General features: G+C 50.9%; 15 protein-coding genes. 6 read left to right on the top strand and 9 right to left on the bottom strand.

The annotated features are described in order from the left end of the window. The first annotated feature begins 190 nt into the window (after positions 1-190). Positions 191-733, top strand: coding sequence for an N-acetyltransferase (locus AB3Y96_RS10575; RefSeq protein WP_072307592.1), 543 nt, complete (start codon positions 191-193; stop codon positions 731-733). Between the two features lie 60 nt (positions 734-793). Continuing rightward, the gene (sseA, locus tag AB3Y96_RS10570) at positions 794-1636 is read left to right on the top strand and encodes a 3-mercaptopyruvate sulfurtransferase (protein WP_367299135.1); all 843 of its coding nucleotides are present in this window, start codon (positions 794-796) and stop codon (positions 1634-1636) included. A 27-nt stretch (positions 1637-1663) separates the two neighbouring features. Here sseA and AB3Y96_RS10565 read toward each other — a convergent pair whose 3' ends face one another. The 9 genes from AB3Y96_RS10565 to pspA form a co-directional block, all read right to left on the bottom strand. After that, a complete protein-coding gene (locus tag AB3Y96_RS10565; protein WP_367299134.1) occupies positions 1664-2374 on the bottom strand; it encodes a DUF3142 domain-containing protein in 711 nt (236 codons plus the stop codon). Next, positions 2371-3453, bottom strand: a complete 1083-nt coding sequence (locus AB3Y96_RS10560; RefSeq protein WP_367299133.1) for a hypothetical protein — start codon at positions 3451-3453, stop codon at positions 2371-2373. The genes AB3Y96_RS10565 and AB3Y96_RS10560 overlap by 4 nt, the downstream gene beginning before the upstream one ends. A 48-nt stretch (positions 3454-3501) precedes the next feature. Then, positions 3502-4485: a hypothetical protein gene (locus AB3Y96_RS10555; RefSeq protein WP_367299132.1), complete on the bottom strand. Its 984-nt coding sequence runs from the start codon at positions 4483-4485 to the stop codon at positions 3502-3504. A 218-nt stretch (positions 4486-4703) separates the two neighbouring features. Beyond that, positions 4704-5774, bottom strand: a complete 1071-nt coding sequence (locus tag AB3Y96_RS10550; protein ID WP_072307588.1) for a YcjF family protein — start codon at positions 5772-5774, stop codon at positions 4704-4706. Beyond that, positions 5771-7168, bottom strand: a complete 1398-nt coding sequence (locus AB3Y96_RS10545; RefSeq protein WP_367299131.1) for a YcjX family protein — start codon at positions 7166-7168, stop codon at positions 5771-5773. The genes AB3Y96_RS10550 and AB3Y96_RS10545 overlap by 4 nt, the downstream gene beginning before the upstream one ends. A gap of 21 nt (positions 7169-7189) precedes the next feature. Next, positions 7190-7441 (bottom strand): phage shock protein PspD, encoded by a 252-nt coding sequence (locus tag AB3Y96_RS10540; RefSeq protein WP_040045045.1) that lies wholly within the window; start codon positions 7439-7441, stop codon positions 7190-7192. Positions 7442-7471: 30 nt separating this feature from the next. Further along, positions 7472-7831 carry an envelope stress response membrane protein PspC gene (gene pspC, locus AB3Y96_RS10535; protein WP_025801220.1) on the bottom strand — a complete coding sequence of 120 codons (360 nt, stop codon included), beginning with the start codon at positions 7829-7831 and terminating at the stop codon, positions 7472-7474. Then, positions 7832-8059, bottom strand: a complete 228-nt coding sequence (gene pspB, locus AB3Y96_RS10530; RefSeq protein WP_025801219.1) for an envelope stress response membrane protein PspB — start codon at positions 8057-8059, stop codon at positions 7832-7834. A gap of 110 nt (positions 8060-8169) precedes the next feature. After that, on the bottom strand, positions 8170-8835 hold the full coding sequence (gene pspA, locus AB3Y96_RS10525; RefSeq protein ID WP_072307586.1) for a phage shock protein PspA: 666 nt from the start codon (positions 8833-8835) through the stop codon (positions 8170-8172). A 228-nt stretch (positions 8836-9063) separates the two neighbouring features. Between pspA and pspF the strand changes: the two genes are divergently transcribed. The 4 genes from pspF to sapC all read left to right on the top strand — a co-directional run bounded on the left by pspF (position 9064) and on the right by sapC (position 14049). Beyond that, on the top strand, positions 9064-10071 hold the full coding sequence (gene pspF, locus AB3Y96_RS10520) for a phage shock protein operon transcriptional activator (RefSeq protein ID WP_072307585.1): 1008 nt from the start codon (positions 9064-9066) through the stop codon (positions 10069-10071). Positions 10072-10488: 417 nt separating this feature from the next. Beyond that, positions 10489-12210: an ABC transporter substrate-binding protein SapA gene (gene sapA / locus AB3Y96_RS10515; protein ID WP_367299130.1), complete on the top strand. Its 1722-nt coding sequence runs from the start codon at positions 10489-10491 to the stop codon at positions 12208-12210. Beyond that, positions 12207-13172 (top strand): putrescine export ABC transporter permease SapB, encoded by a 966-nt coding sequence (gene sapB / locus AB3Y96_RS10510; RefSeq protein ID WP_072307583.1) that lies wholly within the window; start codon positions 12207-12209, stop codon positions 13170-13172. The genes sapA and sapB overlap by 4 nt, the downstream gene beginning before the upstream one ends. Next, positions 13159-14049 (top strand): putrescine export ABC transporter permease SapC, encoded by an 891-nt coding sequence (gene sapC / locus AB3Y96_RS10505; RefSeq protein ID WP_367299129.1) that lies wholly within the window; start codon positions 13159-13161, stop codon positions 14047-14049. The genes sapB and sapC overlap by 14 nt, the downstream gene beginning before the upstream one ends. Positions 14050-14054: the final 5 nt, after the last annotated feature.

The following is a 14054-nucleotide window of genomic DNA, read 5'->3' as shown; positions in this document are numbered from 1 at the left end:
TCCAGCCAGTCATTTCTGATTTACAACTTAGCTAACTATAAACTAGCGCAATGACACCTCAACAATTGTTACTACAAGCTATATAATTATCTTCTAGGTAGGCATCATGCCTATATCATCATGTCTAGACAGCAGAATCTTATCACCTATTCATCACACATTTTAGATATAAATAGGGGAAGTGCAGCATATGATCATCCGACAGGCCGTCCCTACAGACTATGATAGCATTTTGGAAATTCAGCGACTGAACACGCCTGAAAATCTGGATGCCGAAAACCTCCAACAGGGATATATCGTTTCACAAATGAGCCGAGCGCAGCTTGAAGCCATCAACAGCAAACTGGGCATTTTAGTTGCCGTTGAAGGCAAAACCGTCGCTGGATTCGTCTGTATGACCGCGACCTGCGCCAAACCTCACCCTCCAGTGATTGATGCGTTGCTTGAACAGGCAGAAACCCATTCGCTCAATCAACGTCCAATGACCGAACTCAGCCCTTTTCTGTATGGTCCCGTGTGCATCTCGCGTCGTTTTCGCGGCGCTGGCGTGCTTTCTCAGCTCTTCGCCGCGGTAAAATCGCATATGCATGGAAAATACGACGCGGGTTTAGCCTTTATCGCCGACGATAATCCACACTCGCTGGTTGCCCACATTCAAGGACTTGGCATGAGCGATGTCACACGCTTCCGCTTCGATGGAAAAGATTACCACCTTGTAGCGTTTGAGGTATAAATAACGGCTTAGATATTGTTTCAATGAGATTTTCTTAGATTAAATGGATGATTATTTCCCATGACAAACACCTTTTTCGTTACGGCCGACTGGCTTTCAGCACATTTGAACGACGATGATATTCAACTCATCGACGCACGTATGCCTCTCGCCGGACAAGAAAATCTGCGCGATATCCATGCTGAATTTATCGCTTCACATCTACCCGGTGCGCTGTTTTTTGATATTGATGCCCTCTCCGATCACGCTAGCCCATTGCCTCATACGATGCCGTCGGCCGAAAAATTCTCTGCTGATATGCAAGCGTTGGGAATAAATCGGGAGAAACATCTGGTGGTATATGATGAGGGAAACCTGTTCTCTGCCCCGCGTGCGTGGTGGATGCTGCGCACTTTCGGTGTCCAAAAAGTCTCGATATTGGCCGGTGGCTTTCATCAATGGAAAGCACAGGGCCGCGAGCTAGAAAGCGGCGTGCCAACGCCTAAACCTGCGTCCTTCAGCGCTCAGCTCGACCCACGCGTGATTAAAAACGCCAACGACGTTTTGCTGGCAACCCAAACTCAAAGTGCTCAAATCGTTGATGCACGTGCGGCTGCGCGGTTTAGAGGGGAAGTCGCCGAGCCAAGAGCGGGATTACGCCAAGGCCACATCCCCGGCAGCCATAACGTACCGTGGGGCGATTTAGTCAAAGACGGGGCATTAAAACCAAACGAAGAATTGAAAACGATTTTTGCCGCGGCGGGCGTGAGTTTTGAACAGCCGATTATTGTTAGCTGTGGTTCTGGCGTCACTGCAGCGGTGGTGGTTCTGGCTCTGACCACGTTACAGGTCAACGGCGTGGCACTTTATGATGGTTCGTGGAGCGAATGGGGAGCAAGAGAAGAGCTCCCTATCAGTCGTTGATACCGCTATGTACAACATCGATTTTTATTATTGCCCATTTAATAAAAATACAACCTCCCCCAGATAATGGTGGGACGTTGCTAAATAGCGCTGCCAATGCAGATCCCACACACCGTTTTGTGCCAGCCCGATTTTAAAGGGAATTTTAAGCCTTAGTAGCGCCGGCAGGTATTCTTGATAGCGCGTAACCGTATGCCGTCCTTGGTAAGTCTGAATCACAATTTCATCAACAGGAAGTTGGTTAAGCTGTTCGATACTGCCAGTTTTAGCCCAATCTAATAGCCCTGTGACGCTCAGCTTACAATTCGGCGGCAGTTTGTTTTTCAGCTTTCGCAAAAAAACAGAATATTGATCAAGACGATAGCTGTTGGCATCAAAATCAATTTGCATACCCACCACATGACTTCCCGTTTTAACCCAATTCTGGCGCAGTTTTAATAACGCATTCAGCATCGAATCAGGGATATCCAGCGTTGACACCCGCACCGTAATCCAGAGCTCAGGCACTTTAACCGCTGAATAAGGCAAACCCCGCTTATGTAGCACGGGTTTACCCTGCCGAAGCATAATCTCAGCCTGATGTAGGTACAAAATTTGCGCCTGTTTTAGCACCGGCTGAGGTTGCACGGCTGACCATAACCAAAATGCATGATAACGCTTGGCGTCCACCCGCCCCTCATCAGCATGTACGCTCAGACTCAGGATCAGCCCTATTATTCCCCAGCGCCAGAGACTCACCAATAAAACCGCAAGCGGTTCGCCCACTCACTGCCGGGATAATCATTTTTGAGCAGAAGAAACCATCTTTGGCGGGTATTTTTATCAATATCTTGCCCGTCGCAATCGTTATAGCCTGACGGGGCGTAGCACATCACCGCGCGGTAAAGCGCATAGCTTTTATCTTCAGGGGGCGCATCAGGCATACCAATCACGCGTTGGTAATTCATTAAGCGACTGACCGAACGATCGGCATATTGAGAATCAACCTTGGTTAAATCAGCGACGATACTGATGCTGTAGCCATCAGGCATCACGAGGTTGGAAGTACGAAAATATTCGCCTAAACAGTTTAAGGCTCGAGCATCTTTTGGGCGCTGCGCCAAGGTTGACACAACGTCATCAAGCGCATGACAGACATATCCCTCTTCCGCATTGCGGCCATCCCAAGTGAAATCGCTAAGCGCGACATCTTTCATATCATCACGCACGGGCTGCTTAAACAGTTCGGTACGGGGCTTATCTTGTAAATATCCTTGATAGTCACCGTTTAGTAATTCCTTCGCCAACAACGTATGCAGGGCGATAATCTGCTCTTCCGCACTTTGCCCTGTTTCAACCTGTTTACGCAGTAATTCTTGGCTCGCCAGCACCTTCAACACGCTTGAACGATAGGCGAGATTTACCACCGGGCTGCTAGCCGCAAAAATATCTTCAATTTTTCCCTGATGAGTCAGACTATTGGCCAATTGATATTGCAAAAACGCCTGCTGTAACCCTGCATGATCGATAGTCAGCAAATGCCGCCAATAGGTTTCAGCATCAGACCATTGCCCTAATCCTTGCATCGCAAGGCCCCGTAGCACCTGTTGGCTGAACAACAATGTATCATTTAGCGCATCTTTGTCTTCGGGTGCTGCAGCACTGAGTACGCCGGCATAATCATGCTTCAGGTAGAATGCCCATGCCGTTTGCAAATACTGCCAAGCAGGCAGCATATTTGCTTTCTCAAAGAGTGCCTTATAACTTGCCAATTCTTCTGCAGTCACCGGCGTCGCCGTTGTTTCTGTTTGGTAATGTTCACGCAGCCGTTTTAACACCTGAGTAAACGTTATTTGTGGGCTGTTAGGTTCACCAATAAACGGTGGCTAGAGGTATTGATTCCCCAGCAATCGCGTATCCAGTTCATTGATCACCGACTGTAGCGCTTCTGGCGTTGGAGCCTGAGCAATGGATTTTTCTCCCGCCACAGCCAACGCATTGTAATCCCCAATATACCAATTGATTCGGCGATACAGCCCTTGAACAGATTGAACATAGAGTCCCGCGGGGAAGCTACTCAGGTATTCATCCCCTCTCTGTAGAGCCAGCGCGGCAGCCGCTTTATCGCTTTTCGCGCTATCAAACATCCCCATGTCATCTACCGCATCAGCGACAATCTGATTAAGCGCGATACGAAATAGCATATACTGCGCGGTTTCAGCCACCCATGATTGCGAGCTTTGCTTCAACGCGATAAATTTTGCTTCTGCATCAGAGAAATTACCGCGATAAAAGGCATCAATGCCCGCCAGATAATCACGAAATGCCTGGGCGTGCGAATCTGCGGGGAATGGTTGATCCGCCTGCTGTTTCTCTTCTTCGGCGTCATGCAACAAACGAATGCGTTCGTTGGCCAAAGCGCGGCGCTGCTCATCAGTCAGGGACGTATCCGCCAATAATTGGCTAAAAAAACGCTGTAACGTTGCAGGGTTGTTGGACACCCAGCGGCCGCCATCCATATTGGTGTAGCTCGGCTCTAGTGATACCCCCTCCAGATTAATACTCATTTTACGCGCGTCCGCCATCAGCGCCTGCACGTCGACAGGAATAACAATGCTTCCTGTTTCGTCAAAACCATCAGTCGTTTTAAGGCGGGTAATATAAAAAGGCGTTTCACGGTAGCTGCGTTCATCGGTGGTAATTTGCCGGAAAGGCGAAGCAAAATGATGTTGTTCAGAGGCCAACATGAGCAAATTACTGCGAGTGTCATTCGCGGGGGCATAAAATGGGTAGCTGGCCATGCTGCATCCTTCAGCCCACCATTCACACTCATCGACATCCATTGAGGCTAATGCCTGCTGGCCGCACACCAAATATCCATTTATTCTGCTTCACCTTGCATCCTTATATTTGTCTCATATGAAAACGGCTATCCGCTGAGCGCTTATTAGATAAGATTCAACCGATATAATATACGTAAGCGTGTATCCAAACCATTTAGGCAGGCTGAAATTAGGATATTGGAATGAGGGTTTGCATTATTCGGGGAAAAGAGAGTGGAGGGACATTTTAGCCCCTCCATTTTAATTTAGCCTACTGAAGGCCGATCGCCCTTCTTCGGCGCAACGCGCTTCAACTGAGAAATCAATTCCTTACGGAAATCACCCAAACGCGGTTTGTCATTTTCCAGCCACGGCAGAGGACGACATAGCTCCATCGCTTTAATCCCCAAACGCGCGGTCAGTAACCCGGCACCAATGCCTTGCGCGGCACGTGCTGAAAGACGAGCAGCCAGATCTTGCGAGATCCAATCCATGCCCACCTCACGCACCAGCTCGGAAGCACCGGCAAAGGCAATATTGAGCAGCACCAAGCGGAATAAGCGGATGCGACTGAAATAGCCTAATTCAATGCCGTACAGCGCCGCAATTCGGTTAATCAGGCGGATATTTCGCCACGCGATAAATGCCATATCCACCAGCGCCAACGGGCTCACAGCGATCATAAGGGTCGATTCCGCGGCGTAGCGGCTGATTTCACGCCGAGCCTGAACGTCCAGCACCGGTTGCACCAGTTTGCAATACAGTTCGACCACTTCTCGATCGTTATGCGTTTCATGCAGCGACGCCTGCCAGCGCTGTACCGCCGGATGGCTCTGGTCTAAATTCGCCTGCTGCATCAGTTTTTCACAAAACGCCTTACCCTGCCCGATGCCGTGGCTATGCAATAAATCGCGCGCAACGTCACGCTCTTGCGCTCGTTCGCGTAAACGATACAGACGCCGCCATTCCGTAATTAATGAACCAACGCCCGCTAATACGATCAGGCCACCGGCAACGGTTCCGCCCAGCGCAATCCAATCCTGCTGTACCCATGCCTGATGAAACCACTGCACACCTTGGGCTATCACGCTCACGCCAAACAGGGCTAAACCAGCCCCCACCATGCGCCGCCATAGGCTACGCTTTGGTTTCAGCGCCGCATTGATAATGCCTTCTGCGCGCCCTTCGTCCTGCTCTTCCGTCAGTACTTCTGGCTCGGCTGGGAGGAAATTTTCAGCGTCCTGTGGCGCAAACTGTTGGCTGGCTTTCAGCACCATTTCCGGCTCGGTCGCCAGCGGTTGGTCGAAATCAATTCTTGGTTTTATCGGTTCGCTCATCGCAGCTTATCTCCCAATAAAAACTCCATCACGCTGTCCATGCGGATATGCGGTAATGGGCTGTCCACGTTCATACTTTGTGGGCGGAAATCTTCAAAATGGAACCCTTGCTTCTGCCAAAACTCGTTGCTGGGCAAACGCGCGGGCACTTCGCCGGGAAACACGGTCAGTGGCTTCTCATCGGCAAGGCGATATCCCTTCAACGCGGGAATTTTCTGCCCTTGATGCTCAACTAAACCGCTCTGTGTGGCCTGCACCGAGGCGATACCGGCGCAGTCCATGCTAATCCCTTCGAACGCCGCATTTTGCCATGCGTCCTGCACCAGCTGTTGGAGCAAAGACACCAGATTGGCATGCTGATCGGCGGTCACGTGGTCGGCTTTGGTGGCCGCAAACATTAAGCGATCGATGCACGGCGAAAAAAGTCGGCGATACAGCGTACGTTTGCCGTAATGGAAACTCTGCATCAGCTGAGTTAACGCCAAACGCATTTCATTAAACGCCTGCGGTCCGCTATTCAGCGGCTGTAAACAATCCACCAGCACAATTTGGCGATCGAAACGGACAAAGTGCTCTTTGTAGAAACCCTTCACCACTTCGTTGCAATAATAGCTGTAGCGTGAGCGCAACATGCCGATGTTGGAATGCTTATCGGCCTGAGCCAGTTTAGATTCCCCCATACTTTCGACCTGCGGCCAAGGGAAAAACTGCAGCGCGGGCGCACCGGCTAAGTCGCCGGGCAACACAAAACGCCCCGGCTGAATAAAGTGTTGCCCTTCCTCTTTGCAGCGCAGTAAATAATCGGTATAAGCCTGTGAAATTGCCGCTAACTGTTTTTCATCTGCCGGCGCCAGCGGATCGCATTGTTCACATAGCGCTAACCATTCAGCGGCCCACTCTTTACGCTGCCCCTGCAATAAGCCATTCATCTGACGCGACCAGCTCAGATAGTCTTGCTCTAGCATCGGCAAATCGAGCAGCCATTCGCCGGGATAATCGACAATTTCCAGATACAGCGTCGAAGTATCCTTAAAATGGCGCAGCAGTGAATCATTACTGCGAAACTTCAGCGCCAAACGGATCTCACTCACGCCACGCGTCGGCGTTGGCCACGTTGGCGGCGTACCGTAGAGCTGAGAAAGCCCTTCATCATAGGTAAAGCGAGCCACGCCAAGATCGCGTTGCGGTACACGTTTTGCGCCGAGTAACCGTTCTTCACGCACGGCAGAAAACAGCGGTAAACGAGCGCCGCTGTGAATATGTAGAAGTTGGTTGACCAGAGAAGTGATAAATGCGGTTTTTCCGCTCCGGCTTAACCCGGTCACCGCCAAACGTAAATGGCAATCGACACCTCGGTTAACCAGAGACACTAATTCATTTTGTAGCCTTTTCATTCCTCTCCTTACACGAAGCCGTTATGGCTTTTCAGCTCCGTGGCGATAACGAGACGTTGCCTGACGAACTGCGCGCTGTAATAAGGGCTCTAAGCCCCATATTAACAGCCAGCGCAATGGCCGCCACGTTACATAACGTAATACACCGGCGGCAATACCGGCTGGAGCAAAAGTCAGCCCCAAAAGCAAACCGTTCTTAATCAGGCCAGGCAGATGACGCCGAGCCTTGCGGCCACCTGCACGCAGCATATCAGCAGGTTTAAATTGACTCATCGTTTTCTCCCCAGCGTGTCATTAATAAAACTATAAATTCTGGAAACGCTTATTGACGCCAAACGTTTCCGAGGTCACATAACGTTCTAAACGACGCAGGCGCTGCTCGCATTCATTAAGTTCCGTGGTAACCACCTGCATTTGCTGACGCGGTGACGGTTGATGATCGCCGCTAAGCTCCGCAACTTGGGCGGTAGGCAGCGTCATTGATAGCACCACGTACAATATGGCGGTGATGATAAACAGGCCGCAGAAAATCGACAGCACCGCCATCACGCGCACCAGAGCAACAGGAACGCCCATATATTCGGCCAGCCCTGCGCAAACGCCTTTCACCACGCCACGCTCAGGAATGCGATACAGTTTTTTACCGCTCATCGGCGTTGTCATTTAAGCGTCCCTCCAGTTTGGATGCTCCGCATCCAGAATGGATTCCAATGCGCTAATACGCTGACGCATGCGCTGTGCTTCTTCATTCAACTGCGCTAAGCGCTGCACTTCTTGCGTTTGCAAGACGCTATCATTTTGCTGGCGATTGCTGTAATGCAGCCACAGCCAAACAGGTAATACAAACAGCACAAAAATAGTCAGAGGGATGGCAAGAAAAAGGTAGCCCATCGTGAATTCCTTATTATTAGTTTACAGCCGTTAGCAACAGTCTATTCCCTTCTCCGGCGTTATGGATGTATTCCATACCATAACGCCGGTCATTTGATTTTAAATCGCGCTTATTCAGAACGATTCATTTTGGCTTTTAACGCCGCCAGCTGTTGACCGATTTCATCATCGGCTTTCAGATCGGCAAACTCTTGGTCGAGCGATTTCTTTTTGCCCAAGCCCATGGTTTCAGCTTCGGCTTCCATATGATCGATACGGCGTTCAAACTGCTCAAAACGCGCCATCGCCTCATCTAGTTTACCGCTGTCTAACTGACGACGAACTTCACGAGAAGAGGCCGCAGCCTGCTGGCGTAGCGCCAATGCCTGCTGGCGAGCGCGTGTTTCAGTCAGTTTGCTTTCCAGCTCGGTGATTTCACGCTTCATGCGATCCAACGTTTCTTCCACGTTGCTCACCTCATGGCGCAGCGTGGTCAGCAAATCACTCACGCGCTGTTTTTCAATTAACGCCGCACGCGCCAGATCTTCTTTATCTTTACGCAGCGCCAGCTCGGCTTTGTCCTGCCACTCGTTGAGCTGAGTTTCACCCTGCTCGATACGGCGCATCAGCTGTTTTTTCTCGGCTAAAGCGCGGGCGGAAGTGGAACGCACTTCGACCAAAGTATCTTCCATTTCCTGAATCATCAGGCGAACCAGCTTCTGTGGATCCTCTGCTTTATCCAACAGAGTATTGATGTTGGCGTTTACGATGTCGGCGAAACGAGAAAAAATACCCATTGTTAATACCCTCACTCTTGCGTTGCGGCGTGCGTTTGGTTCGGCACATCCGTTGTTAAAATGGTTTGCTGTCTCGCAAATACATAATCAACTATCGTGCCAACTTTTAAATTAAAACTAATAAATTGATTTATAAGGAAATAATAAAAATCATTGCCATTAATGGGTAAATCGTGATGTGATGAAATTAGCCAACAGATAGCGAAATTCACTAAATGGGATCCTGCGATGTCAGATAATATTGAAAATATGCTCGGCCAAGCCAACAGCTTTCTTGAAGTGCTGGAGCAGACTTCGCAGCTGGCGAAGTTGAATAAGCCGGTATTAATTATTGGCGAACGCGGGACAGGCAAAGAGCTGATCGCTCATCGTCTGCACTATTTGTCTAACCGTTGGCAGGGGCCATTCGTGTCGCTAAACTGCGCCGCGCTCAATGACAACTTGTTAGATTCCGAACTTTTTGGCCATGAGGCCGGCGCGTTTACCGGTGCTCAGAAGCGCCATTTAGGCCGCTTCGAACGTGCCGACGGCGGTACGCTTTTTCTTGATGAGCTGGCTACCGCGCCAATGTTAATTCAGGAAAAACTGTTGCGCGTGATTGAATATGGTCATTTAGAACGCGTAGGCGGCAGCCAGCCCTTGCAGGTCGATGTGCGTTTAGTGTGCGCGACCAATGCCGATTTACCGGCCATGGCTGAAGCGGGTACCTTCCGCGCTGATTTACTGGATCGTTTGGCTTTTGACGTTATTCAACTGCCGCCGTTAAGAGAGCGTCGCAGCGACATCATGTTATTGGCTGAGCATTTTGCTATGCAGATGTGTGGTGAACTGGGGCTCGCGTTCTTTCCCGGCTTTAGCGATGCCGCACGACAAACGCTGTTGGACTATGGCTGGCCCGGCAATATCCGTGAATTAAAAAACGTCGTGGAGCGTTCGGTCTATCGTCATGGTGATTCACCCGAGCTGTTAGACGCGATTGTGATTAATCCTTTTAAACATCACACAGCCAGCTTGCCCTCTTCGGCCAGCACGCCTGCGGCCCTACAAGGGGATGCTCAAACGGTGCAGCCGTCTTTACCCATCGATCTTAAAGATTGGCTGGCAGAACGCGAAAAACAGATCATTATTCAGGCGCTACAAGAAAGCCGACACAATCAGCGTCAGGCCGCAGAGTTGTTAAATCTGACCTATCACCAACTGCGTGGGATCATGAAGAAGTTGGGGATTCAGGGATAAGGTTAGCAACGAGGTTTCGGTAAATTACAGATAAAAAAAAGCCAGCACCCGGCTGGCTATAAAGTAGATCTGGAAGCAATGTGAGCAATGTCGTGCTCTTAAGAGAATTGATTGCCCTGAGGAGGCATTCTCTAAAGAACGAGATGGATGATAATGGTTATCACTACCATGTGTAAAGTGGTTTGTTGCGAATTTTTCTTATTTGTATTTGCAGCGTGCGCCAGCTCACATCTTCGTGGCCGCTTTATTACGCAATATTTAGCACAAAACCCCGCTGTTCCGTGATTTCTGACTTATGCTTACCATTAGATTGGTTAAGCAAAAGGCAAATAACCCCTTCATCTCACTGGAATGATTGGGCTGCCAGCCAATGTACGTTACACTAAACACTTTGCTCAACAACCTCTTGAAGCGTTTATGCGTGGTCTAAAAACCCTGATGCTGGCATTAAGTTGCCTGTCTGCCGTTGCGACAGCAGCCGAAATTGCCCCTGTGACCAAAACCAAACCGCTGCCGGATATCCGCCAGAGCGGCTTCATTTATTGCGTCAGCGGGATCCTGAATACCTTCAATCCACAGATGGCAAGCAGCGGTCTTACGGTCGATACCCTCGCCGCGCAGCTTTACGATCGTCTGTTAGATGTTGACCCCTATACCTACCGCCTCATTCCTGAATTAGCCCAGAGCTGGGAAGTGTTAGACGGTGGCGCGACCTATGTGCTGCATCTGCGTAAAGACGTTCCGTTCCAAACCACAGACTGGTTTAAACCAACGCGTAAGATGAACGCCGATGATGTGGTGTTTAGTTTTAACCGCATGTTTGATCCTAACCATCCGTATCATGAAGTGAACGGCGGGCATTATCCCTATTTCGAGAGTTTGCAGTTTAGCGACGCAGTGCAAAGCATACGCAAATTGGATAGCTCAACGGTAGAAATTCGGCTTAAACAGCCGGATGCCTCTTTCTTATGGCACCTTGCCACGCATTACGCGCCAATACTCTCGTCCGAGTACGCGGATAACTTAGCGAAAAAAGGCAAACAGGAAGATATTGACCGCCTGCCCGTGGGCACGGGGCCGTTTATGCTCAATGAGTACCACGCGGGGCAATATATTCGCTTGGATCGCAACGATGCGTTTTGGAAAGGTAAACCGCGGATGCCACAGGTTATTATTGACCTCGGCGCCGGCGGTACGGGGCGTTTATCCAAATTGCTGACCGGCGAGTGCGACGTACTGGCTTACCCTGCGGCCAGCCAGTTGAGTATTCTGCGCGACGATCCGCGTTTGCGTTTAACGCTGCGCCCTGGAATGAACGTCGCCTACTTGGCGTTCAACACCCGCAAGCCGCCGTTGGATAATCTAGACGTGCGCCGTGCCATTGCTTATTCCATCAATAACCAGCGCCTGATGCAGTCTATCTACTACGGCACGGCGGAAACCGCGGCTTCGCTGCTGCCTCGTGCCTCTTGGGCGTATGACAGCGAAGCAAAGATTACCGAATACAATCCAGAGAAATCACGCGAACTGTTGAAACAGGCCGGCGTTACCAATCTGCATTTACAGCTGTGGGTGCCAACGGCGTCTCAGGCTTACAACCCGAGCCCGCTAAAAACCGCCGAGCTGATTCAGGCTGATATGGCGCAGGTGGGAATTAAGGTCAGCATTATTCCGGTGGAAGGTCGATTCCAAGAGGCTCGCCTTAGCGACATGAGCCACGATATGACGCTCTCCGGCTGGGCAACCGACAGTAATGACCCAGACAGTTTCTTCCGTCCGTTGTTGAGCTGTGCAGCAATTCAGTCACAGACTAACTTGGCGCACTGGTGCGATCCCTCTTTTGACTCATTGCTGCATAAAGCCCTGCTGTCTCAGCAACTGTCACAGCGCATTGACGATTATCAGGACGCGCAAAAGATCTTAGAAGAACAGCTGCCGATCTTGCCTCTGGCCTCATCGTTGCGCCTACAGGCGTATCGCTATGACATTAAAGGATTGGTCTTGAGCCCGTTTGGTAACGCCTCATTTGCCGGTGTTTATCGTGAAAAACAGCCAGAACCGGCTGCCACCAACGATCCTGATGCGGGACCACCGACGCCAGCCTCAGAACCCCCTGTCGTCGTGGAGGATAAACCATGATTATCTTCACCTTGCGTCGCCTTTTACTGCTGCTGGTGACGCTGTTTTTCCTGTCGCTAGTAGGGTTTAGCCTGCTCTATTTCACGCCACATGCGCCGTTAGGCGGCGCTTCGCTGTTCGACGCCTACCGTTTCTATGTGCATAGCCTACTGCAAGGCGACTTCGGCGTTTCCAGCATTAACGGGCAGTTGATTATCGAACAACTGAAGGAAGTTTTCCCGGCCACCATGGAGCTGTGCATTCTGGCCTTCGTCTTTGCGCTGGTAGTGGGTATTCCGCTGGGCATTATTGCCGGTTTACTGCGCGGCAAATGGCAGGATGGTGCGATTAGTGCACTGGCGCTGTTTGGCTATTCAATGCCGGTATTTTGGCTGGCAATCCTGCTGATGCTGTTCTTCTCGTTGCATCTCGGCTGGCTGCCGGTTTCAGGCCGCTACGATCTGCTCTACCCAATGAAAAACGTGACCGGTTTTGCGCTGATTGACGCTTGGCTGTCAGATTCTCCATATCGTGATGCCATGCTGATGAGCGTTGCCCGTCATATGATCCTGCCGGTAACGGCGCTGGCGCTGGTGCCGATGACCGAAGTTATCCGCCTAATGCGTATCAGCACCGATAACGTCGTCAGCCAGAATTACATTAAAGCCGCCGCCACCCGCGGTTTGTCGCGTTTCACCATTATTCGCCGTCATGTGTTGCACAATGCGCTGCCGCCGATTATTCCACGGTTGGGACTGCAATTTTCGACCATGCTGACGCTGGCGATGATTACCGAAGTGGTGTTCAGCTGGCCGGGACTCGGCCGCTGGTTGATTAACGCCATCCGCCAACAAGACTTTGCCGCAATCTCAGCCGGTGTCATGCTGGTGGGCACGTTGGTTTTAGTCGTCAACGTGCTGTCTGATATTGTGGGTGCGCTGACAAATCCGTTGAAACATAAGGAATGGTATGCACTTCGATAACGTATACCGCGAAAAACGCGTACCGAGCCCGCTGCGTCAGACATGGCTACATTTCCATGCCGATACCCTCGCCATGATTGGTCTGTATGGCATGCTGCTGCTGATCGCCCTGTGCTTTTTTGGCACCATGCTGGCTCCCTATGCGTTGGATCAGCAGTTCCTTGGTTATCAACTGCTGCCGCCGTCGTGGTCGCGCTACGGTAACGTTTCATTCTTCCTTGGCACCGACGATCTCGGCCGCGATATTCTTAGCCGCCTATTAAGCGGCGTCGCGCCTACGTTTGGTTCCGCGCTGGTCGTCACCATCGCCGCCAGCTTTTTTGGCGTCATTATCGGTATTCTAGCGGGCGTTACCCACGGCCTGCGTTCCGCTATTTTGAACCATATTCTGGATACGTTGCTGTCTATCCCTTCTCTGCTGTTAGCTATTGTGGTTGTCGCCTTTTTAGGGCCGCGCCTTGAGCACGCCATGCTGGCCGTGTGGTTAGCGCTTTTGCCACATATGGTGCGAGAAGTTTATACCTCGGTTCACGAAGAGCTTGAGAAAGAATATGTGGTTGCCGCCCGTTTAGACGGCGCATCAACGTGGTTTATCCTGTGGGATTCCGTGTTGCCCAATATCGCTGGCGTGCTGGTAGGTGAATTTACCCGTGCCCTTTCCATGGCGATATTAGATATTGCCGCGTTAGGCTTTCTCGATCTGGGGGCTCAACTGCCGTCGCCGGAATGGGGAGCCATGCTAGGCGATTCCTTGGAGCTGGTTTATGTCGCGCCGTGGACGGTGATGTTGCCAGGGGCTGCCATTATGGTCAGCGTGCTGCTGGTGAATTTGTTAGGCGACGGAATGCGCCGCGCGATTAACGCCGGTGTGGAATAGGAAAC

The organism is Hafnia alvei, assembly GCF_964063325.1.
In the GTDB taxonomy this organism is placed as follows: domain Bacteria; phylum Pseudomonadota; class Gammaproteobacteria; order Enterobacterales; family Enterobacteriaceae; genus Hafnia; species Hafnia alvei_B.
This window is presented reverse-complemented; position numbering and strand designations above follow the sequence as displayed.

Bases quoted from the DNA above. Each gene is read 5' to 3' on its own strand.
- sapB (WP_072307583.1), top strand. From the start codon at position 12,207: ATGATTATCTTCACCTTGCGTCGCCTTTTACTGCTGCTGGTGACGCTG.
- AB3Y96_RS10575 (WP_072307592.1), top strand. From the start codon at position 191: ATGATCATCCGACAGGCCGTCCCTACAGACTATGATAGCATTTTGGAA.
- AB3Y96_RS10550 (WP_072307588.1), bottom strand. From the start codon at position 5,774: ATGAGCGAACCGATAAAACCAAGAATTGATTTCGACCAACCGCTGGCG.
- sapC (WP_367299129.1), top strand. From the start codon at position 13,159: ATGCACTTCGATAACGTATACCGCGAAAAACGCGTACCGAGCCCGCTG.
- pspF (WP_072307585.1), top strand. From the start codon at position 9,064: ATGTCAGATAATATTGAAAATATGCTCGGCCAAGCCAACAGCTTTCTT.
- pspA (WP_072307586.1), bottom strand. From the start codon at position 8,835: ATGGGTATTTTTTCTCGTTTCGCCGACATCGTAAACGCCAACATCAAT.
- AB3Y96_RS10540 (WP_040045045.1), bottom strand. From the start codon at position 7,441: ATGAGTCAATTTAAACCTGCTGATATGCTGCGTGCAGGTGGCCGCAAG.
- sseA (WP_367299135.1), top strand. From the start codon at position 794: ATGACAAACACCTTTTTCGTTACGGCCGACTGGCTTTCAGCACATTTG.
- pspC (WP_025801220.1), bottom strand. From the start codon at position 7,831: ATGACAACGCCGATGAGCGGTAAAAAACTGTATCGCATTCCTGAGCGT.
- pspB (WP_025801219.1), bottom strand. From the start codon at position 8,059: ATGGGCTACCTTTTTCTTGCCATCCCTCTGACTATTTTTGTGCTGTTT.
- sapA (WP_367299130.1), top strand. From the start codon at position 10,489: ATGCGTGGTCTAAAAACCCTGATGCTGGCATTAAGTTGCCTGTCTGCC.
- AB3Y96_RS10545 (WP_367299131.1), bottom strand. From the start codon at position 7,168: ATGAAAAGGCTACAAAATGAATTAGTGTCTCTGGTTAACCGAGGTGTC.